At 68.7% G+C, this 23,817-nt stretch carries 22 protein-coding genes; 15 read left to right on the top strand and 7 right to left on the bottom strand.

The features are described from left to right. Positions 1–33 precede the first annotated feature (33 nt). Genes ACIBKY_RS55000 through ACIBKY_RS54985 form a run of 4 tightly spaced genes read left to right on the top strand, consistent with a single transcriptional unit; the run spans position 34 to position 3,414 of the window. The gene (locus ACIBKY_RS55000) at positions 34–624 is read left to right on the top strand and encodes a hypothetical protein (RefSeq protein ID WP_397110654.1); all 591 of its coding nucleotides are present in this window, start codon (positions 34–36) and stop codon (positions 622–624) included. Next, positions 621–1,802, top strand: a complete 1,182-nt coding sequence (locus ACIBKY_RS54995; RefSeq protein WP_397110652.1) for a S8 family serine peptidase — start codon at positions 621–623, stop codon at positions 1,800–1,802. Before ACIBKY_RS55000 ends, ACIBKY_RS54995 begins: the two co-directional genes overlap by 4 nt. Before the next feature lie 26 nt (positions 1,803–1,828). Continuing rightward, positions 1,829–2,233, top strand: a complete 405-nt coding sequence (locus tag ACIBKY_RS54990; protein WP_397110650.1) for a Zn-ribbon domain-containing OB-fold protein — start codon at positions 1,829–1,831, stop codon at positions 2,231–2,233. Next, positions 2,230–3,414, top strand: a complete 1,185-nt coding sequence (locus ACIBKY_RS54985) for a lipid-transfer protein (RefSeq protein WP_397110648.1) — start codon at positions 2,230–2,232, stop codon at positions 3,412–3,414. Before ACIBKY_RS54990 ends, ACIBKY_RS54985 begins: the two co-directional genes overlap by 4 nt. A gap of 34 nt (positions 3,415–3,448) precedes the next feature. On the opposite strand, the gene ACIBKY_RS54980 is transcribed toward ACIBKY_RS54985, so the two are convergent. The 5 genes from ACIBKY_RS54980 to ACIBKY_RS54960 all read right to left on the bottom strand — a co-directional run bounded on the left by ACIBKY_RS54980 (position 3,449) and on the right by ACIBKY_RS54960 (position 9,151). Then, positions 3,449–4,465, bottom strand: coding sequence for an ABC transporter ATP-binding protein (locus tag ACIBKY_RS54980; RefSeq protein WP_379626098.1), 1,017 nt, complete (start codon positions 4,463–4,465; stop codon positions 3,449–3,451). Beyond that, on the bottom strand, positions 4,449–5,486 hold the full coding sequence (locus ACIBKY_RS54975; protein ID WP_184976434.1) for an ABC transporter ATP-binding protein: 1,038 nt from the start codon (positions 5,484–5,486) through the stop codon (positions 4,449–4,451). The genes ACIBKY_RS54980 and ACIBKY_RS54975 overlap by 17 nt, the downstream gene beginning before the upstream one ends. 9 nt (positions 5,487–5,495) lie before the next feature. Further along, a complete protein-coding gene (locus ACIBKY_RS54970; RefSeq protein ID WP_397110645.1) occupies positions 5,496–6,449 on the bottom strand; it encodes an ABC transporter permease in 954 nt (317 codons plus the stop codon). Then, positions 6,442–7,386, bottom strand: coding sequence for an ABC transporter permease (locus tag ACIBKY_RS54965; protein ID WP_397110643.1), 945 nt, complete (start codon positions 7,384–7,386; stop codon positions 6,442–6,444). The genes ACIBKY_RS54970 and ACIBKY_RS54965 overlap by 8 nt, the downstream gene beginning before the upstream one ends. A 124-nt stretch (positions 7,387–7,510) precedes the next feature. Next, positions 7,511–9,151 carry an ABC transporter substrate-binding protein gene (locus ACIBKY_RS54960; RefSeq protein WP_397110641.1) on the bottom strand — a complete coding sequence of 547 codons (1,641 nt, stop codon included), beginning with the start codon at positions 9,149–9,151 and terminating at the stop codon, positions 7,511–7,513. Between the two features lie 463 nt (positions 9,152–9,614). On the opposite strand from ACIBKY_RS54960, the gene ACIBKY_RS54955 reads away from it, so the two are divergent. From ACIBKY_RS54955 to ACIBKY_RS54935, 5 genes are all read left to right on the top strand, one after another. Beyond that, positions 9,615–10,532 (top strand): ABC transporter permease, encoded by a 918-nt coding sequence (locus tag ACIBKY_RS54955; RefSeq protein WP_397110639.1) that lies wholly within the window; start codon positions 9,615–9,617, stop codon positions 10,530–10,532. Beyond that, the gene (locus ACIBKY_RS54950) at positions 10,525–11,394 is read left to right on the top strand and encodes an ABC transporter ATP-binding protein (protein WP_397110637.1); all 870 of its coding nucleotides are present in this window, start codon (positions 10,525–10,527) and stop codon (positions 11,392–11,394) included. Before ACIBKY_RS54955 ends, ACIBKY_RS54950 begins: the two co-directional genes overlap by 8 nt. Before the next feature lie 47 nt (positions 11,395–11,441). Continuing rightward, complete coding sequence (locus ACIBKY_RS54945) at positions 11,442–11,963, top strand: YbhB/YbcL family Raf kinase inhibitor-like protein (RefSeq protein WP_397110635.1); 522 nt, start codon at positions 11,442–11,444, stop codon at positions 11,961–11,963. A gap of 101 nt (positions 11,964–12,064) precedes the next feature. Beyond that, the gene (locus tag ACIBKY_RS54940) at positions 12,065–12,220 is read left to right on the top strand and encodes a hypothetical protein (protein WP_379626114.1); all 156 of its coding nucleotides are present in this window, start codon (positions 12,065–12,067) and stop codon (positions 12,218–12,220) included. A 242-nt stretch (positions 12,221–12,462) separates the two neighbouring features. After that, positions 12,463–13,023 (top strand): dihydrofolate reductase family protein, encoded by a 561-nt coding sequence (locus ACIBKY_RS54935; RefSeq protein ID WP_397110633.1) that lies wholly within the window; start codon positions 12,463–12,465, stop codon positions 13,021–13,023. 94 nt (positions 13,024–13,117) lie between these two features. On the opposite strand, the gene ACIBKY_RS54930 is transcribed toward ACIBKY_RS54935, so the two are convergent. After that, complete coding sequence (locus ACIBKY_RS54930) at positions 13,118–14,440, bottom strand: KamA family radical SAM protein (RefSeq protein WP_397110631.1); 1,323 nt, start codon at positions 14,438–14,440, stop codon at positions 13,118–13,120. A 173-nt stretch (positions 14,441–14,613) separates the two neighbouring features. Here ACIBKY_RS54930 and ACIBKY_RS54925 point away from each other — a divergent pair, with 173 nt between their 5' ends. The 5 genes from ACIBKY_RS54925 to ACIBKY_RS54905 all read left to right on the top strand — a co-directional run bounded on the left by ACIBKY_RS54925 (position 14,614) and on the right by ACIBKY_RS54905 (position 21,777). Next, the gene (locus ACIBKY_RS54925; RefSeq protein WP_397110629.1) at positions 14,614–15,171 is read left to right on the top strand and encodes a DUF1707 domain-containing protein; all 558 of its coding nucleotides are present in this window, start codon (positions 14,614–14,616) and stop codon (positions 15,169–15,171) included. 42 nt (positions 15,172–15,213) lie between these two features. Continuing rightward, positions 15,214–16,233: a phosphate acyltransferase PlsX gene (gene plsX, locus ACIBKY_RS54920; RefSeq protein ID WP_397110627.1), complete on the top strand. Its 1,020-nt coding sequence runs from the start codon at positions 15,214–15,216 to the stop codon at positions 16,231–16,233. Positions 16,234–16,276: 43 nt separating this feature from the next. Continuing rightward, positions 16,277–18,562: an HAD-IC family P-type ATPase gene (locus tag ACIBKY_RS54915; protein ID WP_397110625.1), complete on the top strand. Its 2,286-nt coding sequence runs from the start codon at positions 16,277–16,279 to the stop codon at positions 18,560–18,562. Further along, on the top strand, positions 18,559–20,286 hold the full coding sequence (gene argS / locus ACIBKY_RS54910; RefSeq protein ID WP_397110623.1) for an arginine--tRNA ligase: 1,728 nt from the start codon (positions 18,559–18,561) through the stop codon (positions 20,284–20,286). The genes ACIBKY_RS54915 and argS overlap by 4 nt, the downstream gene beginning before the upstream one ends. 162 nt (positions 20,287–20,448) lie before the next feature. Then, a complete protein-coding gene (locus ACIBKY_RS54905) occupies positions 20,449–21,777 on the top strand; it encodes a hypothetical protein (protein ID WP_397110621.1) in 1,329 nt (442 codons plus the stop codon). Here the strand turns inward: ACIBKY_RS54905 and ACIBKY_RS54900 are convergent. After that, entirely contained in the window at positions 21,774–22,154 is a 381-nt protein-coding gene (locus ACIBKY_RS54900) for a cell division protein SepF (protein WP_184976456.1), read from the bottom strand. The two genes, ACIBKY_RS54905 and ACIBKY_RS54900, sit on opposite strands and share 4 nt — an antisense overlap. A 167-nt stretch (positions 22,155–22,321) precedes the next feature. On the opposite strand from ACIBKY_RS54900, the gene ACIBKY_RS54895 reads away from it, so the two are divergent. Beyond that, entirely contained in the window at positions 22,322–23,119 is a 798-nt protein-coding gene (locus ACIBKY_RS54895; RefSeq protein WP_397110619.1) for a PhzF family phenazine biosynthesis protein, read from the top strand. The last annotated feature ends 698 nt before the right edge of the window (positions 23,120–23,817 follow it).

Here is a 23,817-nt window from a genome sequence, read left to right as displayed (position 1 = left end):
GAGCGCCTCCTCCCCCCTTCTTTCGAGGCAGACGTGTTCCTGCTGTCCGTCGCACTGTTGTCCATCCTTCCCTTCCCCTGGGGCTCGGCCGAGCCCGCGGTGAGCGAGCGCTGGCGCGCCTGGCCGGTGTCGAGGGTCTTCCCCGCCGCGCTCACCGGCGCGAGCCCGTCCGGCGCGCGGGTGACCTACCTGCTGGCCGGGGTCGCTCCCGAGGCGCCGTGCCGGGTCGCGCTCCAGGCCGCGGCGGCGGCCATGCTGCCGCGCTGCCTGACGACCCTGCGGGCCACCTACTCCGACAGCACGCAGACCTTCGTCGCCACCGTGGGCGTGGCCGTGCTCGACGGGGCGCCCTCCTGGCTGCCCGTCAGAGCGGTTCACGCCGGCGCCGCGGGGCGTCCGCCGAGCGTGCGGCCCGTGGCCTTTCCCGGCGGCGCGGCCGAGCGGTTCGGCGAGGCCCAGTACGTCACCGGCGCCGTGGCGGCCTCCGGCGGGCCGTACGTGGTCTTCACCGCCGCCGGGTACGCCGACGGCCGGCCGTACCAGCCGGGGGGCCGGACCGAGCCGCGCATCGGCGCGGCGGCCGTGCAACTGGCCGAGGCCCTGCACAAGGCGCTCACCCGGTGATCCGCGCCGCGGCCGGGCTGCTGCCCGTCTGTCTCGTCACGCTGCTCATCGCGGGCCCGCCCGCGGGCGGCATGCGCGGCGTCGCCACGAGAAGCGGCGTGGCCGCCGTGGCCACGGGGCAGCAGCAGTGGCAGCTCACCGCGTTGCGCGTGCCCGAGGCGTGGAAGGTGAGCAGGGGCGACGGGGTGCTGGTGGCCGTGCTCGACACGGGCGTGGACGCCCGGCACCCCGACCTGGCGGGAGCCGTCGTCGAGGGACCCGACCTGACCGGGCCCGTACGCGGGCCGGCCAGAACGGGACACCACGGCACCGCGATGGCCAGCCTCATCGCCGGGCGCGGTCACGGCGGCGGACGCGGCGTGGTGGGGGTCGCCCCCGCCGCGAGGGTGTTGTCGGTCCGGGTGACGCTGGAGAACGACGACCCGCTGCGCGGCAAGCAGCGCGCCACCGCGGGCGGCGGCGACGCGCTCGCCCAGGGCATCCGGTACGCCGTCGACCGGGGCGCACGGGTCGTCAGCATGTCGCTGGGCGGCGGCAGCGGCTCGTGGGAGGGCTCGGCGGCCGAGGAGGAGGCGGTGCAGTACGCGATCTCCCGCGGGGCCGTGCTCGTCGCCTCCTCGGGCAACGACGGCGACGACGCCAACCGCAAGAACTTCCCCGCCGCCTACCCCGGGGTGATCGCCGTGGGCGCGGTGGACAAGCGGATGAAGGTGCCGCGCTTCTCCAACCGCCAGGACTACCTGTCGGTGGTCGCGCCGGGCACCGGGATCGTCAGCGCCGACGGTCCCGACGGGTACGTGGTCGGCGACGGGACCAGTTCGGCGGCGGCGATGGTGGCGGGGATCGCCGCGCTGGTCAGGGCGGAGTATCCGGGGCTGTCGCCGTACCACGTGCGCATGGCCATCGAGCGGGGCACCAGGAAGCGGCCGGCCGACGGGCACAGCCGCGCCTATGGTCACGGGGTGGCCGACGCGGCGCTCGCCCTGCGCGAGGCCGGGCGGCTGGCCCGTCCGGCCGCGTCCAGGATCGGGCAGGTGGGCGGCTACTTCGGCGGCGGCCCGCCGCCCTCGCAGCCGGGCTCGCGGCTGCCCGTGGTGGTGGCGATGATCGGGCTGACGGTCGCGATGTCGGCCAGGGTGGTGGTGCTGCACTTGCGGCGGCGGAGGCATTCTCCCTAGCAAGCGCTTGTGTGATACTCGTCGGTATGACCTTGGCGATCGACGGCTGGTTCACCATCGGCGACGACGGCACCCATCTCCTCGGCACCCGGTGCGCCGGCTGCGGCACGGTCAGCTTTCCGCCGCAGCGGGGGTTCTGCCGCAATCCGCACTGCTCGGGCGAGACGCAGGAGGAGACCCGGCTCCCCCGCCAGGGCACCGTCTGGTCCTACACCAACGCCTGCTACGCGCCGCCGCCGCCGTTCGCCGCCGCCGAGCCGTACACGCCGGTGACGCTCGCCGCGGTCGAGCTCGCCGAGGCCGGGATCATCGTGCTCGGCCAGGTCAAGGACCTGACCGTGGACGAGCTCCGGGTCGGCATGGAGCTGCGGCTCACCCACGGACCGCTCGCCGACGGCCCGCTGGTGTGGATGTGGGAGGCGGCCCGATGAGCGTCCTGGTCATCGGCGCGGGCATGCACCCGTGGGGCAAATGGGGCAAACCCTTCATCGAGTACGGCGTCGCCGCCGCCCGAGCCGCCCTGGCCGACGCCGGCGTGTCCTGGACCGACGTGCAGTACGTCGTCGGCGCCGACACCATCAGGAACGGCTATCCCGGCTTCATCGCCGGCGCCACCTTCGCCCAGGCGCTCGGCTGGAACGGAGCCAGGATCGCCTCCTGCTACGCCGCGTGCGCCTCGGGAGCGCAGGCCATCGACCTGGCCAGGACCAGAATCCTGGCGGGCCTGTGCGACGTGGCACTCGTCGTCGGCGCGGACTCGACGCCCAAGGGCTTCTTCAAACCCGTCGGCGGCGAGCGTCCCGACGACCCCGACTGGCTGCGCTTCCGGCTCCTCGGCGCCACCAACCCCGCCTACTTCGCCCTCTACGCCCGCCGCCGCATGGCCCTGTACGGCTCGACCGCCGCCGACTTCGCCGCCGTGAAGGTCAAGAACGCCGCCTGCGGCGCGCTCAACCCCATGGCCCGCTACCGCAGGCCCGTCACCGAGCAGGAGGTGCTGGCCTCGCCGATGGTGGCCGACCCGCTGCGGCTCATGGACATCTGCGCCACCTCCGACGGGGGCGCCGCGGTGGTGCTGGCCTCGGCGGAGTTCGCCCGCCGCCACGGAATCTCCCGGCCGGTACGGCTGGCCGCCGTCTCGACCGTCACCCCGACCTTCCCCAACACCACGCTGGAACTGCCCGCCTTCGCCACCGACTCGGCGGCGGCGGTGCCTCCCCCGGAACGCCCCTTCCGCGCCGCGATCGCCCACGCCGCCTACGAGGAGGCGGGGCTGGGACCGGGCGACCTGTCCTTCGCCGAGGTCTACGACCTGTCCACGGCGCTGGAGCTGGACTGGATGGAGGACGTCGGGCTGTGCCCGCCCGGCGAGGCGGAGAAGCTTCTGCGGGCCGGCGACACCACGCTCGGCGGCCGGACGCCGGTGAACCCGTCCGGCGGGCTCGCCTCCTTCGGCGAGGCCATCCCCGCCCAGGCCATCGCCCAGGTGTGCGAGCTGACCTGGCAGCTGCGCGGCACCGCCGGCGCCCGCCAGGTCGCCGGCGCCCGGGTGGGCCTGGCCGCCAACCAGGGCCTGTTCGGGCACGGCTCGGCCGTCATCGCCACCACGTGAAGGAGCCCTCCGCGGAGGGCTCCTTCCTGTCGTCCTAACCGATGTGCACCACGTCGTGCGTCTCGGCGAAGTGGCACGCGCTCTCGTGCGCGGTGCCCGGCCGGATCTGCAGCAGCGGCTCTTCCTCCGCGCAGATCTCCTGCGCCTTCCAGCACCGGGTGCGGAAGCGGCAGCCCGAAGGCGGGTTGGCCGGCGACGGCGGGTCACCCTGAAGGATGATCCGCTCGCGCAGCTCGCGCCCCTCCGGATCCGGAACCGGAACCGCGGAGAGCAGAGCCTGCGTGTACGGATGCGCGGGCTTGTCGTAGACCTCCGTGTCCTTGCCGAGCTCCACCAGCTTGCCCAGGTACATCACGCCCACCCGGTCGGCGATGTGGCGCACCACCGATAGGTCGTGGGCGATGAAGATGTAGGCCAGGTTGAACTCGTTCTGCAGCCGCTCCAGCAGGTTGATGACCTGCGCCTGGATCGACACGTCCAGCGCCGAGACCGGCTCGTCGCAGACGATGATCTCCGGCTGCAGGGCCAGGCCGCGCGCGATGCCGATGCGCTGGCGCTGGCCGCCCGAGAACTGGTGCGGGTAGCGGTTGATGTGGTCGGGGTTGAGCCCGACCACCTCCAGCAGCTCCTGCACCTTCTTGCGCCGATCGCCCCTCGGCGCGACCTCGGTGTGGATGTCGTACGGCTCGCCGATGATGTCACCGACGGTCATCCGGGGGTTCAGCGAGGTGTACGGATCCTGCATCACCATCTGGATGTTGCGCCGCATGCGCTTGAGCTCGCTGCCGCGGGCGTGGGCGATCTCCCGGCCGCTGATCTTGACCGAGCCCGACGTCGGCCGCTCCAGCGCCATGAGCACCTTGGCCAGCGTCGACTTGCCGCAGCCCGACTCGCCCACGATGCCCAGGGTCTCGCCCCTGTGCAGGTCGAAGGAGACGCCGTCGACGGCCTTGATCGCGCCGATCTGCCTCTTGACCACGATGCCCTGGGTCAGCGGGAAGTGCTTGACCAGGTCGCGTACCTCAAGGATCGGCTCACTCGTGGGTGCCATCGAGGACCTCCCTCCAGTAGTGGCAGGCGCTGCTGCGCGTACCGCTGATCCCGGACAGCGCCGGGGCCTCGGTGACGCAGATGTCCTGGCGGTACGGGCAGCGGGGGTGGAAGGCGCAGCCGGTCGGCATGTCCAGCAGGTTCGGCGGCATGCCCTTGATGGCGTACAGGTCCTGGCCCTTCTGGTCGACCCTGGGGATCGATTCGAGCAGGCCCTTCGTGTACGGGTGGGCGGGTGTCTTGTAGATGTCGTGGACGGGGGCGTTCTCGACGATCCGCCCGCCGTACATGACCGCGATCTTGTCCGCGACGTCGGCGACCACGCCGAGGTCGTGGGTGATCAGGATCAGGCCCATGTTGCTCTCGCGCTGGAGCTCCGCGAGGAGCTCCATGATCTGGGCCTGGACGGTCACGTCGAGCGCGGTGGTCGGCTCGTCGGCGATCAGCACCTCCGGGTCCAGCGCGATCGACATCGCGATCATGATGCGCTGGCGCATGCCACCGGAGAACTGGTGCGGGTAGTCGTTGACGCGCTGCCTGGCGGCCGGGATGCGGACCCGGTCCATGAGCTCGACCGCCTTGGTCAGCGCCTCCTTCTTGCCCATGCCCCGGTGCACGCGGAACATCTCGCTGATCTGCCAGCCCACGGTGAAGACCGGGTTCAGCGAGGAGAGCGCGTCCTGGAAGACCATCGCGATGCGCTGGCCGCGCACCTGCGAGCGGGCGTCTTCCGAGAGCTTGAGCAGGTCGGTGCCGCGGAAGCGGATCTCGCCCTTGGGGATCACCGCGGGCGGCATGTCCAGGATGCCCATGATCGCCTGGGCGGTCACGGACTTGCCGGAGCCCGACTCGCCCAGCACGGCGAGGGTCTCGCCGGGGTTGAGCGAATAGGTCACACCGTTGACGGCGTGCACGACGCCGGCCCGTGTGCGGAACTCCACGTGCAGGTTGTCGACAGCGAGCAGAGGCTCGTTGCCCAGCCCTCCCTCGGCGGGCAACACCTCTGGGGATGTCTTCTTCACAGGTCCCCCTTACCTGAGCTTCGGGTCGAGCGCGTCGCGTACGGCGTCGCCCAGCATGATGAACGCGAGCACCGTGATGCTCAGGAACACGGCCGGGAAGATCAGCGGCAGCGGCGCGTCCAGGAACCTGTTACGGGCGTCGGAGATCATCAGGCCCCACGAGATGTCCGGCGAGGTCACGCCGACGCCGAGGAACGACAGCGCCGCCTCGGCCGCGATGAACCCGCCGAGGTTGATCGTCGCGATGACGATGACCGGCGCGAGCGCGTTCGGCAGCAGGTGCCTCATCATGATCCGCATGTGGCCGGCGCCCAGGGCTTTGGCCGCGACCACGAAGTCCTGGCTCTTGGCCGTGATGACCGCGGCTCTCATGATCCGGTACGTCATCGGCCACCCCAGGACGGTCAACGCGATGATGACCAGGGTGATGCTGCTCAACGGGCCGCCACGGAAGGTGGCCGCGATCAGCAGGGCGCCCAGGATGCTGGGGATGGCGAAGAAGATCTCGGTCAGGCGGGAGGCCAGCGTGTCGGTGACGCCGCCGAAGTACCCGGCCGCGAGGCCGAACATGCCGCCGATGAGCGAGGTCGCCAGCGTGGTCGAGATGCCGATCAGCAGCGAGTTGGCGGCGCCGTAGATCGAGCGCGCGTAGACGTCGCAGCCCAGGTTGTCGCGGCCGAAGAGGTGGCCGCTGCTGGGTCCCTGCCGGGCCGTGGCCAGCTCACAGGTCCTCGGGTCGTTCGGGTCGATGGACGTGAACAACGACGGCCACAGCGCCATGACGACGAGGACCGCGATGAGGATCGCCGAGATGATGAAGATCGGACGGCGGCGGAGGTCGTGCCAGGCGTCGCTCCAGAGGCTTGCCGGCTTGCCCTCCTTCTTCTTGTGCTTGGCTGGCGGTGGAGACGTCGGCACCGTGTTCGGCACAAGGGGCGCCGCAGGCTGCTGGATGTCACTCATAGCGGATCCTCGGGTCGAGCACTGCGTACATCAAGTCGACGACCAGGTTGGCGACGATGTAGATCAGCACCAGAACTGTCACGATACCGACGACGACGGGTTGCTCACGCAGGTAGACGGATTGGAAGAGCTGGTTGCCGATGCCCGGGAGATTGAAGATCGTCTCCGTGATCACCGCGCCGCCCATGAGGTTGCCGAGGTCGGCGCCCAGATAGGTGACGAGGGGGATCAGCGCGTTGCGCAATCCGTGCCTGCCGATGACCCGCCGTCTGGACAGGCCCTTGGCGGTCGCCGTGCGGATGTAGTCCGCTCGGAGGGTCTCCACCAGGCTGGTCCGTGTCAATCGGGTGAGGTAGGCGATCGAGATGCCGGCCAGCACGAAGCCCGGCAGCAGGTAGCTGCGGAAGCCGTTGCTGATGCCCGCGATGGGGAAGATGTCGATGCCGGTCCACTGTTTGACCTTCACGCCGAGCACCAGCTGCAGCACGAAGCCGGTGACCAGGGTGGGGACGGAGATCAGCAGAAGGGTCGAGGCCAGGATCATGGTGTCGGCGGCCCTGCCGCGGCGCAGCGCCGCCCACAGGCCGAGACCGACGCCGATGATGGCCTCGAAGACCAGCGCGGTCAGCGCCAGGTTCAGCGTGACCTGGAACTTGCCGGCCATGAGCTGGGACACGGGTACGTCGGCGAAAGTGACGCCGAAGTCACCGCGGAAGATGACGCCGCTGATGTAGTACCAGTACTGCAGCAGCAGCGGATCGTTGAGGTGGTATCGCTCGCGAAGGATCGCGACGATCGTCGGGTCTGTCCTCTTCTCACCGGCCAGCGCTGCGACAGGGTCGCCGGGCAGCGCGAACACAATGGCGAAGATGAGCAGAGTGGCACCCAGTAGTACAGGTATCGCCTGGATCAGACGCCTGATGATATAACGGCCCATTTAAGCCTCCCGTACATGCCAAGAAGGCAATCACCTGGGGGGTGGGATCTACCGGCCCAAGTGACCGCCTCCGTGGCTGGCCCTCAAGGGGCGGGCGACAGCGCGCCCGCCCCGGGGAACAACGTCAGGCCTTCTCGACCTGGGACCACTCGACCTGGTTAAGCAGGTTGATCTTGACGTTCTTGACCTTGGTGGAGTAGCCGGAGTTGTTCCGGTAGAAGTAAACCGGGATGTACGGCAGTTCCTTGTTCAGGATGTCATCGGCCTGCTGGTAGAACTTCAGGCCTTCCTCCGGAGTCGCCGCCTGGTCGCCCTTGGCGAGCAGGTCGTCGAACTCCTTGCTGGTGTAGCCGCCGTAGTTCGAGCCCGTCTTGATGGCGCCGGTCCCGAAGATCGGGGTCAGGTAGTTCTCCGCGGACGGGTAGTCGATCGCCCAGCCCATACGGAACAGACCCGTGTACTTCTTCGCGTCCAGCTCGTCCAGGATGGCCTGGAACTTCTCGAACGGCTTCGGCGTCACCTCGACGCCGAGGTTGGCGCGCAGGTTGTTGGCGACGGCCTCGATCCACTCCTTGTGACCACCGTCGGCGTTGTAGCCGAGCTCCAGCTTCGCCGGACCCTTGGCGGACTCGTAGAGCTTCTTGGCCTCGGCCGGGTTGTACGCGCAGGCCGCGCAGGCGCCCTGGCGGTAACCGTCGATGGCCGGGTTGATGAAGTCGTCGGCCGGGGCGCGGGTACCGGAGAAGACCGTCTCGGCGATGGTCTTCCTGTCGATGGCCATCGAGATGGCCTTGCGCACGTCGGCGTTCTTGAAATCGGGGTTGTACTGCAGCGGGACGCCGATGTAGCCGATGCCGGCGTCAGGCTGGTCCTGGTAGCGCTCGCCCAGGGCGGTCTTGGCGGTGGCGATCGCGGACGGCGGCAGGGAGTCGTGGATGTCCAGGTTCTCGGCCTGCAGGTCGTTGAACGAGGTCTCCGCGCTGGTGTACAGCTTGAACTGCAGCTTGGTCCAGCCCTTGGGCTTGGGGCCCTTGTAGCCGTCGTAGACCGACATGTCGATCGTCTGGTCGGTGCCCTTCTTGTAGGGCTTGTCCAGCTTGAACAGGCCCTGACCGATGGGCTTCTCGCCGTACTCCTGCGTCACCTTGCCGTCGGCGCCGAAGGCGGCCTTGGGCAGCGGGTAGAAGGCGGTGTAGCCGAGGAGCGTCTTGAACTGCGAGAACGGCGCCGCGAGGGTGACCTTCAGCGTCGTGTCGTCGACCGCCTCCAGACCCTTCATGCCCTTCGCGGTGACCTGCTTGCCCTCACCCGGGTTGAGGTCGGCGAAGCCGTCGACACGGCCGAAGAAGTACCCGGCGGACTGCGCGTTGTCCTGGTTGGCGGCGTAGTTCCACGCGTCCACGTAGTTCTGCGCGATGACCGGCTCACCGTTGTGCCAGGTGTTGCCTGCCTTGAGCTTGATCGTCCAGACCTTCTGGTCATCGGAGGTGATCGACTCGGCAGCGGCCTCGACAGCCTTCTTGTTCTCGTCGTAGTTGACGAGCGGCTCGAACACGGCCGCGAGGGCCTCCGCGCCCTCGGACTCGGTCGTGTTGGTCGGAACCAGGAGCTCCTGCGGCTCGCCCAGCTCCATGCGGACCGGCGTGTCGCTGCCGCCCGCGGCAGTGTTGCCACTTTCCGTGGCACCGCCGCCGCCACACGCGGCAACCGCGAGGGCGAGCAGCGCGGTACCGGCGACGATCTGTGCGCCCTTAGTAACACGCATTGTGAGAACTTTCCTCCCTCTACCAGGTGGGCGTTAGCGCTGAGCTGCGTTGATCCAGAGCAGCCTGACGGGGGGTCCTTGTAATCCCCCGGGTTTGGCTGACATGGTCAAACCAGCCGACGCCCTGCCAGTCGATCGCGACTATCCCTCACTACTTGCCACCAGCGAGTCTCTGGCGCGTTGCAGTTCGGTCACACGTGCGCCTATCCAACGTCACAGACATTTCCCACAAGACGCGCAAAAAGCCACCAACCACGCGTAATAGGACACGTCAGGACGTGAACAGTTGAGTAAAAATACCCCTCCAGACGGTGTGCTGAGGCCATCTACTTGGGGCGTTGACCGGAGAAGTGCTGTGCTGAGGGGGTACGGGAACCCAGCGGCCCGCAAAACCCGTCCAACAGACCGCGGCGAACTGCCGTGACCGGCACCCCACCGACCCGAATCCAATAGAGTCCATGCCATGAGCCAGCCGGAATCCGCGGTCGCGGACGCCCAGGCGGGCGGCCGAAGCGCGCAGGAGCCGCTGGCCAAGCTCGCCAAGAGATACGGGCTTCGCCGTGCCATCGCACGGCCGAGGTTCCACGTCTACCTGCGCCAGCTCTGGGAGCGGCGGCACTTCATGATGACGTACGCGACCTCGCGCAACGTCTCGAAGTACTCCAGCTCCGCCCTCGGCCAGCTGTGGCAGGTGCTGACGCCCCTGCTCAACGCCGCGATCTACTTCGTCATGTTCGGCCTGATCCTCGGCGGCGCCCATGGGATCAAGAACTACCCGGTTTTCCTGCTCACCGGGATGTTCGTCTTCACCTACACACAACGGTCGGTGACGGCGGGGGCCAAGTCCATCTCGGGCAACCTCTCGCTCATCCGGGCGCTTCACTTCCCGCGTGCCGCGCTGCCCCTGGCGTACACGATCCAGGAGCTGCAGCAGCTGGGCATCTCGATGGGCGTGCTGCTGCTGATCGTGGTCTGGAGCGAGCCGCCCACGCTGCTCTGGCTGCTCATCCCCGTGGTGCTGGCCCTGCAGTCGCTCTTCAACGTCGGGGCCAGCCTCGTGATGGCCCGCGTCGGCTCGAACATGCGCGACATGAACCAGCTCCTGCCGTTCATCATGCGCACCTGGCTCTACGCCTCCGGCGTCTTCTTCTCCATCCAGGACAAGGTCGTCGGCGGCGCCGGTCTCCCCCAGTGGGTCGCCAACGTCATGTATCTCAACCCGGCGGCCTCCTACATCGAGGTCATGCGGGACATTCTCATGCCCGACGACCACAACCCCCCTGCGTTTGCCATGGCGGGCTGCGTATTCTGGGCGTTGTTCGCTCTCGTTTTCGGCTTCTGGTACTTCTGGCGGGCCGAGGAGAGGTACGGGCGTGGCTGAGCTGACGGAGGAGTTGTCACAGGTGAAGGGCGAGGAGCCCGGCGTCGCCACGAGTAAGGACGTCAGGGTGTACCCCAACCCGGAGCCCACCGGTCACAAGCCTGTGGACGCCCCGACGGGCACTCCGACCGTGGTCGTCGACGACCTCCACATCGTCTACCGCGTCTACAGCGCCGCCTCCGACCACGAGAAGGGCAACGCGGTCAGCGCGCTGGTCCGCATGCTCAAGCGCCAGGGCCGGCCGCAGATGAAGGAGGTGCACGCCGTCAAGGGCGTCTCCTTCGTGGCCTACCACGGCGACGCCATCGGCATCGTGGGGCGCAACGGCTCGGGCAAGTCCACGCTCCTGCGCGCCATCGCCGGCCTCCTGCCGCCCCACGCGGGCGCCGTCTACACCGACGGCCAGCCGTCCCTGCTGGGCGTCAACGCCGCGCTGATGCGCGAGCTCACCGGTGAGCGCAACATCGTGCTCGGCTGCTACGCCATGGGCATGACCCCGGCCGAGGTCAAGGAGAAGTACCAGGAGATCGTCGACTTCTCCGGCATCGATGACTTCGTCCAGCTGCCGATGTCCACCTACTCCTCCGGCATGGGTGCCCGCCTGCGCTTCGCCATCTCCAGCGCCAAGACCCACGACGTGCTCCTCATCGACGAGGCCCTGGCCACCGGCGACCGCGAGTTCCGCAAGAAGAGCCAGGAGCGCATCAAGCAGATCCGGGAGTCGGCCGGAACGGTCTTCCTCGTCTCCCACGACCACAAGGTCATCGAGGAGACCTGCAACCGGGTCATCTGGCTCCACAAGGGCAAGATCAAGATGGACGGCGATCCCAAGGAAGTGATGACGGCCTACAACAAGGGCTGATCTCCGATAAAGATGGGAGCGTACGAACCCGTCCTTCGGAGGTAGACATGTCCGCGCGGCCACCGATCCCCTACGACTTCCTGCCCGAGGTCCCCGCCCTCACCGTCGAGAGCGATGACGTACACGACGGCGAACGCCTGGCCGAGGCCCACGTGTTCGACGACTGGGGCATGACCGGTGGCAACCAGTCCCCCCACCTGCGCTGGTCCGGCGCCCCGGAGGGCACCCGTAGCTACGCCGTGACGTGCTACGACCCCGACGCCCCCACGGGCAGCGGTTTCTGGCACTGGCTCCTGTTCGACGTCGCCGCCGACGTCACCGAGCTCCCGGCGGGCGCGGGCGCCGCCGACACGAAGGCGGGCGTGCACGCCCGCAACGACTTCGGCACCAAGGCGTATGGCGGCGCCGCCCCACCCCCCGGCTTCCCCCACCGCTACCTGTTCGCCGTCCACGCCCTGGGCGTGGAGTCGCTGGGCCTGGACCCGGACACCCCGGCGGCGGTCGTGGGCTTCAACATCACCGCCAACACGCTGGCTCGCGGCTATCTCGCACCTGTGTACGAAACCTGAGTGCCACCCACCCCAAATCGCTGACGCGCCCCCACATGTTCCGATAGGATTCGAACGTTAATTCGATCCCCTGAGGACACGTGATGGAATGGGGGCGCGCGATGCGAGAGCTGTCGACCGCGATAGACCACCTGGCCATCGAGGACCCTTCCGAGGTGCCCCGGGCCCAGCTGGCCGAGCAACTCATCGAACTCCACTGGCAGATGGCCCGCCTGCAGGCCCAGATCGCCCGCCGCACCGCCGTACGCGTCTTCTGACCGGAAACCCATCCCGGCCGCCCTACAAGGCCCACGCCACAGCCTGACGGCCCGGCAGCGGCTCCGGGCGCCCCACGGGCCCGCGAGGCCGCAGGCGGGGGCCTCCCGGGCCGCGCACGGCCGTCTGGGGCCCGGACAGTCGAGAGAGCCCATAAGCGCAGTTAAGGAATGTCTTAAACGTTCCGTAAGGGGTGCCCGGCAAGCTGAAGCCAGTTGGAAGACACCCCGGAAGGACACACGACATGCGCAAGCTCAAGCTCCAGCTCCAGATCACCGCCGACGGCTACATGGGCGGCCCGAACGGCGAGATGGACTGGATCTCCACCCCGTGGAGCGAAGACCTCGGCACCTACGTCAGCGCCATCACCGAGGGCGTCGACACGATCCTGCTGGGCCGCAAGCTCGCCGAGGGCTTCATCCCGCACTGGGCCGCCGAGCCCGAGGGCGAGGACAAGGAGTCGGCCGCCTGGATGACGGACACGCCCAAGGTCGTGATCTCCAAGACCCTCACCGACTCCCCCTGGGACAACGCGAAGGTGGAAGGCGACGTGGTCGAGGCCGTCCGGCGCCTCAAGTCCGCCGAGGGCGGCGACATCATCACCTACGGCGGTGCGGAGCTGGTGGCGAGCCTGCTGGCCAACGGCCTCATCGACGAGCTCAACCTCCTGGTCGAGCCGGCCGCGATCGGCAGGGGCCTGCCGGTCTTCCCCGACCTCGGCACGCCCCAGCGGCTGCGGCTGGTGTCAGCCACGCCGTTCGCGTGCGGCATCATCGCCCTGCGGTACGAGCCGAAGCCCGCGTGAGCGGCGACGCGCGTACCAGGAGATGGGCACAAGAAGGAGCCCCCAGACGGCCCGTCACCACCGGGTCACGGGCTGGGGGCTCGGTTTGAACCGCTCAGGCGGACAGCCTGGCGGTGGCGACGCCGGTCTCGAAAGGGAACCTGTCGGCGAAGGCAGGGCGCAGGTCCGTCAACCAGACGGCCTGCGGGTCGTACTGAGCGAAGAACGGCCGGCCGACGAGCGAAGGGTCGCGTGCCTGGATGAGGTGAAGCACGAAGACCTTCTGGCCGGCGATTTCGGTGACGCCGTCCACACACACCTTGCCGGGCGTGGCCGACATCGAAGGCCCGCGCACCGTGCGGCAGAGCCCGGAGACGGAGGCGTAGGCCTCACGGAAGACCTCGTACGCGTCGGCCAGCGGAACCGCGAAGTAGTCCTGTGGTCCCGTGTCGCGCTCGACGAACATGTAGTACGGGATCATCCCCATACGCAGCTGCCGCTTCCACATGCCTGACCAGATGGCCGGATCGTCGTTGATCGACCGGATCAGCGGAGCCTGCGTCCTGATGGTCGCCCCCGTGCCGAGGATCCGCTCCACTGCGGATTCCACCAGCGGCGAGTCCAGCTCTCGCAGGTGCGAGAAGTGAGCCATGAAGGAGAGGTTCTTCCCGGCCGCGACGACCTGCTCGAACAGGCGGAGCGTGTCGTCGGCGTCCGGATCGGTGGTGAATCGCTGTGGCCAGTAGGCCAGCGACTTGGTGCCGATTCTGATGGATTCGAGCTGCTCGACCTCCAGCAGCGGCTCGACGTAGCGCTTGAGCACCGGCTCACCCATGATCATGGGGTCGCCGCCGGTGAGCAGAACGCTGGTGACCTCGGGATGCTGGCGCACGTACGACACCAGCTGGTCGATGTCGTCGGAGGCGAACTTGAGGTCCGCGTCGCCGACGAACTGGGCCCAGCGGAAGCAGTACGTACAGTACGCGTGACAGGTCTGCCCCTGTTTGGGGAAGAAGAGCACGGTCTCCGGGTACTTGTGTTGCATGCCGGGCACCGGTTCCCTGCCGATGCGCGGGACGTTGAGCTCCATCTGCCCCGCGGGATGCGGGTTGAGCTGCGCGCGTACCTTGTTGGCTTCCGCGTTCAGCTCGGCGGCCGGCGCTTCGGCCTTGAGAAGGTCGGCGAGCCTGGCCACGTCGGCCGCGGGCAGCATGTCCGCCAGCGGGAAGACGAGGCGGTATATCGGGTCGTCGGGCGCTGCCGACCAATCTATGAGTTCATCCACGACGTAGGCGTTGGTCCGAAAGGGCAGCACCGTCGCGACGGCGCGCACCTTCAGACGTTCCTCCTCGCTGAGCCCCGCACGCAGCAACAGCTCGTCGAGGTGCTTGGACGTGTACGCCCGGAAGCGTCGCGTTCCTGCCTGGTTCAAGATCACTAGGCCTTTCCCATCTTTTTTGTTCGATCGGATGTAAACCTCTCGACCCAGTCGTGCGTCTAGGGTTCTTATACCCGGACGCGTGCGAAGCCACTTCTGGTTCCGCTGGGGCCCAAGATTCTCCTGAGGATTGCCTATCGCGACATATCGCGAGAGGGCATACACTGCAGTTCGTGACCGACGATCCCGTCCTGCGAGCCTCAGATGCCGACCGCGATCGAGTCGCCGCGGTGCTGAGCGAGGCGCTGGCCACCGGACGACTCACCACAGTCGAGCACGCGGACCGGCTGGATGTCACATATTCCGCCAAAACGGTCGGCGAACTCATCCCCCTGACCCGCGACCTGCCCGACGTCACCGGCACGTCCGCCCCCGCCGTGGTCGAGCGTCAGAACATCAACTCCACCTTCAGCAAGATCATCAGAAAGGGGCGCTGGGTCGCCTCCCGCCACACCCGGCTGAGCGCCCACTTCGGCGCGATGATCGTGGACCTGTCCGACGCCGTCCTGCCCGGCCGCGAGATCACCCTGCAGATCGCCGCCCGGTTCAGCAAGGTCATCGTCCGGGTTCCCGACAACGCCAGGGTGGTCGACGAGGGCGGCTCGGCGTTCGGCAAGCGCAACGTCTCCGGCGGCGTCGAAGGCGACGGACCACTCATCCGGGTGACGGGCACCTCCGCGTTTTCCAAGGTCATCGTGACGCGCGGGGTCTCAGACTGGAACCTGGCGTAACGGCTGCCGCCCCACCTGCCTACGATGCGTGTGGGGTGAGAGTTGTCCGACATTAAGCCGATCGCACTGGACGCCATGGGCGGCGACCACGCGCCGCACGAGATCATCGGCGGCGCGGTCCACGCCGTGCGCGAGCGCGGCCTCTCCGTGGTGCTCGTCGGCCCGCCCCGCGTGCTCTACGAGAGCCTGGCCGACCACGGCGCCACCAAGGAGATCCCGATCGTGCGGGCCGAGGAGGCCCTCGCGATGGACGAGGGCGCGCTGGCGAGCCTGCGCCGCCCCCGCTCCAGCATCGCGATCGCCTGTCATCTGGTACGGCAGGGCAACGCCTGCGCGGTCGTGTCAGCCGGATCCACCGCCGGAATCGTCGCCACCGGCCGCCTGCGGCTCAAGGGCCAGCAGGGTGTGCTGCGCCCCGCCATCGCCGTGGCCCTGCCCACCCGCCCCAACCCCGCCCTCCTCCTGGACGCCGGAGCGAACGCCGAGGTCAAGCCGGAGATGCTGGTGCAGTTCGCGCACCTGGGCGCCGCCTACGCCGAAACCGCCTACGGCATCGGTAAACCCCGCGTCGCCCTGCTCACCATCGGCAGCGAGGCGGAGAAGGGCAACAAACTGGTCCGCCGCGCCCACGAACTCCTCCTCGCCTCCCCCTCCCTCCACTTCGTCGGCAACGTCGAGGGCTACGACCTGCTCACCGGCGCCGCCGACGTCATCGTCACCGACGGCTTCACCGGCAACGTGGCGCTCAAGACGATCGAGGGCTCGGTCCGCTACGCCTTCGGCGAGCTCAGGGAGGCCATCGGCGACAGCCGCCTGGCCAAACTCGGCGCCATCCTGCAACGCTCCACGCTGCGCGAGCTGAACCGCCGCCTCGACGCCGAGGCCTACGGCGGCGCGGTACTCCTCGGCCTGAACGGCACCGTCGTCATCGCGCACGGATCGTCGAAGGCGCCCAGCGTCAGCGCCGCCTGCCAGCTCGCCGCCGACCTCGCCCAGGGCGGCATCGTCACCCGCGTCGGCGAGCGCGTCGCCGCCACCCACCGCACCCATCGCCTGTGGTGACCCCGTAGTGTTTTGCCGGTGATCCACAACATCGGGGGGTTGTGTGGACGGGCTGACTTCCGCTCAGGTGGCCGTCGCGCCACGTAACGACGCACCGCGGCGCTCCAGCCGCTCGCTGTGGGCCATCATCAGGGCCAACGTGTTCACGCTGTTCAACCTGGTGATCGCGATCCTCTGGGCGTTGATCATGATCTTCGGGGAGTGGCAGAACGGCCTGTTCGGCCTGGTCATCGTCTTCAACGCGCTCATCGGCATCGTCCAGGAGCTACGCGCCAAGGCCACCCTCGACAAGCTGGCCGTGGTCAACGAGGCGCCGGTCCGCGTCCGCCGCGACGGCAGGGACCAGGAGATCGAGCCCCGCGCTGTGGTCCGGGGCGACCTCATCCTGATCGGTCCCGGCGACCGGCTGCTGGTCGACGGCGAGGTCGTGGCCTCCGACGGGATGGAGATCGACGAGTCGCTGCTCACCGGCGAGGCCGACGCCGTACACAAGCAGCCGGGCGACGAGATGCTGTCCGGCAGCTTCGCGGTCGCGGGCAGCGGCGCGTTCGTCGCCACCAAGGTCGGCGCCGAGGCCTACGCCGCCAAGCTCACCGAGGAGGCCAGCAAGTTCGGCCTGGCCCACTCCGAACTGCGCGACGGCATCACCAAGTTCATCAGGTACATCACCTACCTGGTCATCCCCATCGGCGCGCTGCTGATCTGGAGCCAGGTACGCAACGAGGCCGACTTCGGCACCGCCATCACCGGCGCGGTAGCCGGCATCGTCACCATGATCCCCGAGGGCCTGGTGCTGATGACCTCGATCGCCTTCGCGGTCGGCGTGGTACGGCTCGGCCAGCGCAACACCCTGGTCCAGGAGCTGCCCGCCATCGAGGGCCTCGCCCGCGTGGACGTGCTCTGCGTCGACAAGACCGGCACCCTCACCGCCGGCGGCATGGACCTCGACGAGGTGCTCCCGCTGCGCGGCGGCGAACCGGTCGGCGACGCCCTCGCCGCCCTGGCCAACGTCGACCCCCGGCCCAACCCGACCGCGCAGGCCATCAAGGAGCGCTTCCCGTCCATGCCACCCGGATGGGCGGCCACCGAGGCGGTGCCGTTCTCCTCGGCCAGGAAGTGGAGCGGGGCCGACTTCGCCGAGCACGGCCCGTGGGTGCTCGGGGCTCCCGACATCCTTCTCGAACCGGGCAGCGAGGGGTTCGAGGGGGCCGCCGAACTGGCCGCGACCGGGGCGAGGGTTCTGGCGCTGTGCCGTACCTCGTCGCTGGACGGCGAGGGCACGGCGGAGCCCGTCGCGCTCATCACGCTCAAGCAGCGCATCCGGCCCGACGCCAAGGAGACGCTGGCCTACTTCGCCCGGCAGAACGTCACCGTCAAGGTCATCTCCGGCGACAACCCCGAGGCCGTCTCCGCCATCGCCGTCGGGCTCGACATCCCCGGCGGCGAGCGCGCCGTGGACGCCCGCACGCTCCCCGAGAACGACCCGGAAAAGCTCGCCGACATCCTGGAGAAGAACACCGTCTTCGGGCGGGTCACACCGGTGCAGAAGCGGCAGTTCGTCGGGGCGCTGCAGTCGCGCGGGCACACGGTCGCGATGACCGGCGACGGCGTCAACGACGTGCTCGCGCTCAAGGACGCCGATCTCGGCATCGCCATGGGCGCGGGCAGCCCTGCCACCAAGGCGGTGGCGCAGGTGGTGCTGCTGGACAACCGGTTCGCGACGCTGCCGTACGTCGTGGGCGAGGGGCGGCGGGTGCTGGCCAACATCGAGCGGGTCTCGAACCTGTTCCTCACCAAGACCTTCTACGCCATCGTGCTGTCGCTGCTGGTGGGGGTGCTGGGGCTGATGTTCCCGTTCGAGCCTCGGCACTCGACACTGGTCAACGCGCTGACGATCGGCATCCCGGCGTTCTTCCTGGCGCTCGCGCCCAGCAACGAGCGGTCCCGGCCCGGGTTCGTGCCACGGGTGATGCGCTTCGCCGTACCGGCTGGGGTGATCTGCGCGGCGGCGGTGTTCTTCTCGTTCTGGGCGGCGCACTCCGGGACGTCCACGCTCATCCAGGACCGCACCACCGCGGTCATCACGCTCTTCCTCACGACCTGGTGGGTGCTGGTCCTGGTGGCGCGGCCGCTGCTGTGGTGGAAGATCGTGCTGATCGCGGCCATGGCCGTGCTGTTCGCCGTGTCCTTCGCCGTGCCCCTGACCAGGTGGTTCTTCGCGCTCGCACCCTCCGACGTGAGCAACGACCTGCTCGCGCTCGGAGTGTCCGTGGTGGCCGCCGTCGCCATCAGTATCGCGGTCAAGGTCACCGGTACGCTTAAGACATGACCGACCCGCAGCTAGTGCTCACCGAGCGCGTCCAGCAGGCGCTGGCCAACGCGTTCGGCGCCGAGTACGCCGACGCAGACCCGCTGATCCGGCCCTCCCAGTTCGCCGACTTCCAGGCGAACGTCGCGATGAGCCTGGGCAAGCGACTGCGACGGGCGCCGCGGGAGGTCGCCGAGGCCATCAGCGCGCAGATGTCGGACTTCCCCGGCACGGTGGAGGTGTCCGGTCCCGGCTTCCTGAACATCACGCTCGACTCCTCCTGGATCGCCGGCGAGGCCGGGCGCATGCTCGCCGACCCCCGCGCGGGCGTCGGCCAGAGCACGCCGCCGCAGCGCATCGTGATCGACTACTCCGCGCCCAACGCGGCCAAAGAGATGCACGTCGGCCACCTGCGCACCACCATCGTGGGCGACGCCATGGCCCGGACGCTGGAGCACCTCGGCCACACCGTCATCCGGCAGAACCACCTGGGCGACTGGGGCACGCCGTTCGGCATGCTCATCGAGCATCTGCTGGACATCGGCGAGGACGCCGCCGTGGCTCAGCTCGAAGCCGGCGCCAGCACCGAGTACTACCAGGCCGCCCGCGCCAAGTTCGAGGGCGACGAGACGTTCAAGACGCGCTCGCGCGTCCGGGTGACCACGCTGCAGTCCGGCGACCCCGAGACCATGCGGCTCTGGCACGTCTTCATGGAAGCGACCATCCGCTACTTCAACAAGCTCTACGACATGCTCGGCGTCACGCTCACCGACACCGACATCGCCGGCGAGAGCATGTACAACCCCATGCTCGAAAAGACCTGTGACGACCTGCAGGCGATGGGCGTCGCGGTCATCAGCGAGGGCGCGCTCTGCCTGTTCCCGCCCGGCTTCACCGGTTCCGACGACAAGCCGCTGCCGCTCATCATCAGGAAGAGCGACGGCGGCTACGGCTACGCCTCCACCGACATGGCCGCCATCCGCTACCGGGTGGACGACCTCAAGGCCGACCGGATCCTCTACGTCGTCGGCGCCGATCAGGCCCTCCACTTCCGGATGGTGTTCGCCGCCGCCGAGCAGGCCGGCTGGCTGCCCGACACCGTCTCCGCCGAACACATCCAGATCGGGATGATGCTCGGCAAGGACGGCAAGCGGTTCAAGACCCGTTCCGGCGCGTCGGTCAAGCTGATGGACCTGCTGCACGAAGCGGTGGACCGGGCGACGGCCGCCATCGACGACCGCGGCTACGACGAGACCACCAAGGCCGAGATCGCCCGCGGCGTCGGCATGGGCGCGGTGAAGTACGCCGACCTGTCGGTCAGCCACGACAGCGAGTACGTCTTCGACTTCGACCGCATGCTGGGCTTCACCGGCAACACCGGCCCGTACATGCAGTACGCCACGGCCCGGATCCGGTCCATCTTCCGCAGGGGCGAGGTCGAGGCCGCCGCGGTGAGTGGCCCGATCCTGCTGGGCGAGCAGGCCGAGCGGGCGCTCGCCCTTCACCTGCTGTCGTTCGGCAGTGTCGTCGAGCAGGTGGGCAGCCTGGTCGAGCCCCATCGCCTGTGCGCGTACCTCTTCGAGATCGCCAGCCTGTTCAGCACCTTCTACGAGCAGTGCCCGGTTCTCAAGGAAGGCGTCGACGCCGAGACCCGCGCGTCCAGGCTGGCCCTGTGCGCGCTGACCCTGCGCGTCATCGAAACCGGACTCGACCTCCTGGGCGTCCCGGTACCCGACCGTATGTAAGACATGTCGTGCTAACGTGCACGTCTGCTTCGCCCAGGTCTGGAGGGGTTTCTCGCCCTCTTCGGACGCTGCGGTGGGCGCGCCTCCCTCTGGTTGGCGCGCCCCCCGGCTAGGCTTTACGCGGTCATGAATGTGAGGCCGATATTTGGGGGAGTTTCCGCCTTGAGCACGGATCTGACCGCAAGCCCCCCAGCTGCGACTGAGCTTCACCGCTACGCTGAGGCCCTGCTGGCGCACCTGGCCGCCAACGGCTCCGCGCCGCCCCAGACACACGAACTCCACGACGTGCCCGGCTACTGGCTGCCGCCCGCCGTGGAAGCGCTGGTCACCATCCTGTCCGGCGACGATCCGATCGAACCCCTGACCAGAGCCGCCGGCCGCGACCAGCAGAAGACCGCGCTGTTCCTCTGCCTCGCGCTCGCCGTCGCCGGCCATGGCGGCCGCATCCACGCCTCCTGGCTTGGCACCGCCTTCGGCGAACTGTCCACCGAGCGGCCCGTTACGCATGGGCAGCGTGGGTTGTGGCTGGCCGCCGCCCGTGGCGCGTACGGCCCGGCCGGCAAGATCTTCGTGCTCCGGAAGCTGGATGCGCTGGCCGTACAGGAAGAAGCAGACCCGCGCACCTGGGTGCAGGCGCTCGCGCCCGGCGAGCCGTCGGTGGTCGTGCCCGAGTCTCTCGTGGACTTTCCGGAAATGGCGGAGATCCCGGAGCTGGCCCGCCCCGCACAGGCCGCCGCCCGCCTCGCCCGGCTACGCGCTCGCTGCGCCGAGATCACCTCGGCCAAACAGGCCGACCAGGAAGCCTCCACCCCACTCACGAACAGCGCCGGCAGCCCCGCCACCACCTGGGCGGAGGACGAGCCGATCGCGGTGCTGCGCTCGCTGATCGGCCTCGGCGGCCCCGAGGGGCCCATGGGGTCGCTGACCGCGCACCTGCTGGACGACCTGCGTCCCGGCGCCGATCCGCACCTCGCGGCGATCGCCCTGCACGTGGCCGCGCCGATCCTGCGCGAGTTCGCCGACGAACTGGAGTCCGACACCCAGCTGGTGCCGCCCGCGACCGTCACCGTGTCGCTCCTGGGGCACCGCATCGTGCTTCATCCGGAAGGGCCGGACCAGGAATCGTTCGCACAGGCAGAACAGGAGATCGTGGCGACGGGCGTCATCCCGCGCCGACCGCCGATCGCGGCCTACGCGCTGCTCGCCCTCGGCGTGGTCGCCGTGGTCGCCTTCGTGGTTCATGGCCTGTTCGCAGTGCTGGGCGTGGCCATGCTCGGCCTGGGAGGCTGGCTTCTTCGCAAACGCCACCAGGCCAACGAAGCGGATAGTCGTTACGTCACCGCTCAACTCAGCGAGCTTCGCGAACTCGCCGACGGCGCGGTGTGGGCTCTCCACGCCTACGCCCGCGAGGCCGAAGCCCGCGCCAAACAGGCAGCGGAGGACTCAACCGATGTCAACCGGTTGATCCGCCGCGGCCCTCGCGCCGCCTAGGTGGTCTCGATCTCCACGTGCGCCGGCGCGAGCAGGAAGACACGGTCGGCGATGCGCTCGATCCGCCCTTCGCACCCATAGGCAAGTCCCGCGGCGAAGTCGACCATCCGGGTCGCCTCGGGCATCGGCATGCCGGTGACGTCCATGATGACCGTCTGCCCCTCGCGGAAGTGCTGACCGATCATCGGCGCGTCGTTGTACTTCAACGGCTGCACCATCACAATGCGTGACGACTCAGAGGTGGACCTCCACCGCTTCGCCGCCCTCTCGGACGCCGGCATGTACTCGTCTTCGTACTGCTCTTCTTCGTAGGCCTCGTCGTAAGGATCGACGCCGCCCAGGCCAAGGTAGCTCACCACCTTGCGCACTGCCCCCATCGGTATGTCCTTTCCTCAGGAACTCACCGTAATCGGCACGTCCCCACACATTGGACGGTAACCGACGATTCCTCGTTCGCCATGCGACACGCCCAGCACTTATTCCATTTTGTACGGCTAGCACCCTGGTTGCAGCTGGATTACAAGCGGCCTATAGCATCCAAACCATGCGTCTCTACACCGTGGACGCCTTCACCGATGTGGCGTTCAGGGGTAATCCAGCGGCGGTCTGCCTCTTGGAGTCCCCTGCGCCCGCGGCCTGGATGCAGGCGGTGGCGGCCGAGATCGGCCTGTCGGAGACGGCATTCCTGCTGGACAATTCACTGCGCTGGTTCACCCCCGCTGTCGAGGTCTCCCTCTGCGGGCACGCCACCCTCGCCACGGCCCACGTCCTGTTTTCGACCGGCGCCGCGAGCGGCCAACTCAAATTCGAGACCGCCGGCGGAATCCTGTCTGTGAATCGCACCACAGATGGCATGATCACAATGGACTTTCCCGCCAAGGAAGTGACGCCCGCCACTCCTCCGGACGGCCTGGCAAAAGCGCTCGGCGTCGTCCCGGTGCAGGTCAGCACCGCAAAAGACGATCTGCTGGTGGAGCTCGAATCCGAAGAACAAGTCCGCACCCTATCCCCGGACATCACCGCCTTGTCACACCTGGCGGCACGTGCGGTAATCGTCACGGCCCGCGGTGTTTCAACGGACTTCGTATCCCGCTTCTTCGCCCCGAAGGGCGGCGTCCCCGAAGACCCGGTAACCGGCTCCGCCCACTGCGCACTGGCCCCCTACTGGGCCCCAAGACTGGCCCGCACCAAGATGACCGCCGCCCAGCTTTCCCGAAGAGGCGGCCTCATCCACGTCACCCTCCGCGGCCCCCGAGTCGACCTGGCCGGCCACGCCATCACCATCACCTCCGGCCACCTCCACATCCAAGCGCCCCCACCCAACGACCACCTCCACATCTAAGCGCTCCCACCCAACGGCCACCTCCACATCTAAGCGCTCCCACCCAACGACCACCTCCACATCTAAGCGCTCCCACCCAACGGCCACCTCCACATCTAAGCGCTCCCACCCAACGGCCACCTCCACATCTAAGCGCTCCCGCCCAACGGCCACCTCCACATCTAAGGGTCCCCAGCCAAGACCCACTGCCGCCATCGCCCCGCAGTGCCCAGTGGCCCGTCCGACCCCCGGTCCACTGCGACGCCGTGGCACGTTTGCGTCGCTGTGGCATGTTGCACCATCCACGCCCACGCGGCTTCTCACCGCCCAGCCTCTGGACCAAGCGACGGGACACAGACCCGGAGGGTGTGCCAGAGACAAGCGGCCAGACCGACCCGGGCGCCGTGCGCGTTGCGCCGGACACGTCCGCGGGGGTGCTCGCCGTCGCGGCGCTGGAAAAGCGTGGGGAGGGGCGGCAAGCGGGGGTGGGCGGCGTTGGGTGGGACGCGAGGTGGGTGGATGGGACGCGAGGTGGGTGAGTGGTTGGGTGGCGTGCGGTGAGCCCTCGCCGGGGCGGGGTGGGTGAGCCCCGGCCGCCGAGGTCTGTGTGGTGGAGCCTCCCGCTCGGTCTCCCGCCGTCCCGGCGCTCGACAAGCGTGGGGAGAGCGGCATGGATGGGAGGCGCACGCGTGAGAGGGGGCAGGCCCGGGTAGGCCCGC

This window comes from Nonomuraea sp. NPDC050394 (assembly GCF_044459065.1).
In the GTDB taxonomy this organism is placed as follows: Bacteria; Actinomycetota; Actinomycetes; order Streptosporangiales; family Streptosporangiaceae; genus Nonomuraea.
Note: the sequence above shows the minus strand (reverse complement) of the source record. Positions and strands in the feature narration are given on the sequence as shown.

What these genes read in the sequence shown, in the direction of transcription:
- ACIBKY_RS54990 (WP_397110650.1), top strand. Translation starts at nt 1,829, where the DNA reads ATGACCTTGGCGATCGACGGCTGGTTCACCATCGGCGACGACGGCACC.
- ACIBKY_RS54895 (WP_397110619.1), top strand. Translation starts at nt 22,322, where the DNA reads ATGCGTCTCTACACCGTGGACGCCTTCACCGATGTGGCGTTCAGGGGT.
- ACIBKY_RS54940 (WP_379626114.1), top strand. Translation starts at nt 12,065, where the DNA reads ATGCGAGAGCTGTCGACCGCGATAGACCACCTGGCCATCGAGGACCCT.
- ACIBKY_RS54970 (WP_397110645.1), bottom strand. Translation starts at nt 6,449, where the DNA reads ATGAGTGACATCCAGCAGCCTGCGGCGCCCCTTGTGCCGAACACGGTG.
- ACIBKY_RS54955 (WP_397110639.1), top strand. Translation starts at nt 9,615, where the DNA reads ATGAGCCAGCCGGAATCCGCGGTCGCGGACGCCCAGGCGGGCGGCCGA.
- ACIBKY_RS54935 (WP_397110633.1), top strand. Translation starts at nt 12,463, where the DNA reads ATGCGCAAGCTCAAGCTCCAGCTCCAGATCACCGCCGACGGCTACATG.
- ACIBKY_RS54945 (WP_397110635.1), top strand. Translation starts at nt 11,442, where the DNA reads ATGTCCGCGCGGCCACCGATCCCCTACGACTTCCTGCCCGAGGTCCCC.
- ACIBKY_RS54900 (WP_184976456.1), bottom strand. Translation starts at nt 22,154, where the DNA reads ATGGGGGCAGTGCGCAAGGTGGTGAGCTACCTTGGCCTGGGCGGCGTC.
- ACIBKY_RS54980 (WP_379626098.1), bottom strand. Translation starts at nt 4,465, where the DNA reads ATGGCACCCACGAGTGAGCCGATCCTTGAGGTACGCGACCTGGTCAAG.
- ACIBKY_RS54985 (WP_397110648.1), top strand. Translation starts at nt 2,230, where the DNA reads ATGAGCGTCCTGGTCATCGGCGCGGGCATGCACCCGTGGGGCAAATGG.
- ACIBKY_RS54960 (WP_397110641.1), bottom strand. Translation starts at nt 9,151, where the DNA reads ATGCGTGTTACTAAGGGCGCACAGATCGTCGCCGGTACCGCGCTGCTC.
- argS (WP_397110623.1), top strand. Translation starts at nt 18,559, where the DNA reads ATGACCGACCCGCAGCTAGTGCTCACCGAGCGCGTCCAGCAGGCGCTG.
- ACIBKY_RS54965 (WP_397110643.1), bottom strand. Translation starts at nt 7,386, where the DNA reads ATGGGCCGTTATATCATCAGGCGTCTGATCCAGGCGATACCTGTACTA.